Annotated in this window: 1 pseudogene; it reads left to right on the top strand. The window is 34.4% G+C overall.

The annotated features are described in order from the left end of the window. Nucleotides 1–144: 144 nt before the first annotated feature. Nucleotides 145–215: pseudogene (locus ACO6FI_RS13250) on the top strand (conjugal transfer protein); the annotation flags it as partial.

Here is a 215-nt window from a genome sequence, read left to right as displayed (position 1 = left end):
TATTTACATTGGAGATGGAAAAGTGATTGATAACATCGGTCGAATAAGAGTAACTACCTTAGATGATTGGATAGCAACATTTTGTAAGCACCATCCCGTAGGATTCGGTTTTCCGCCAAATGTAAAGAAATAGGAGGTAACAATTTGAAAAAGGAACTGATAGCAGTAAAAAACAGAATAAAGAAGTTAAAGGATAAAAAGGCTCTGATTGATGA

Source organism: Lachnoanaerobaculum sp. (assembly GCF_057250505.1).
Note: the sequence above shows the minus strand (reverse complement) of the source record. Positions and strands in the feature narration are given on the sequence as shown.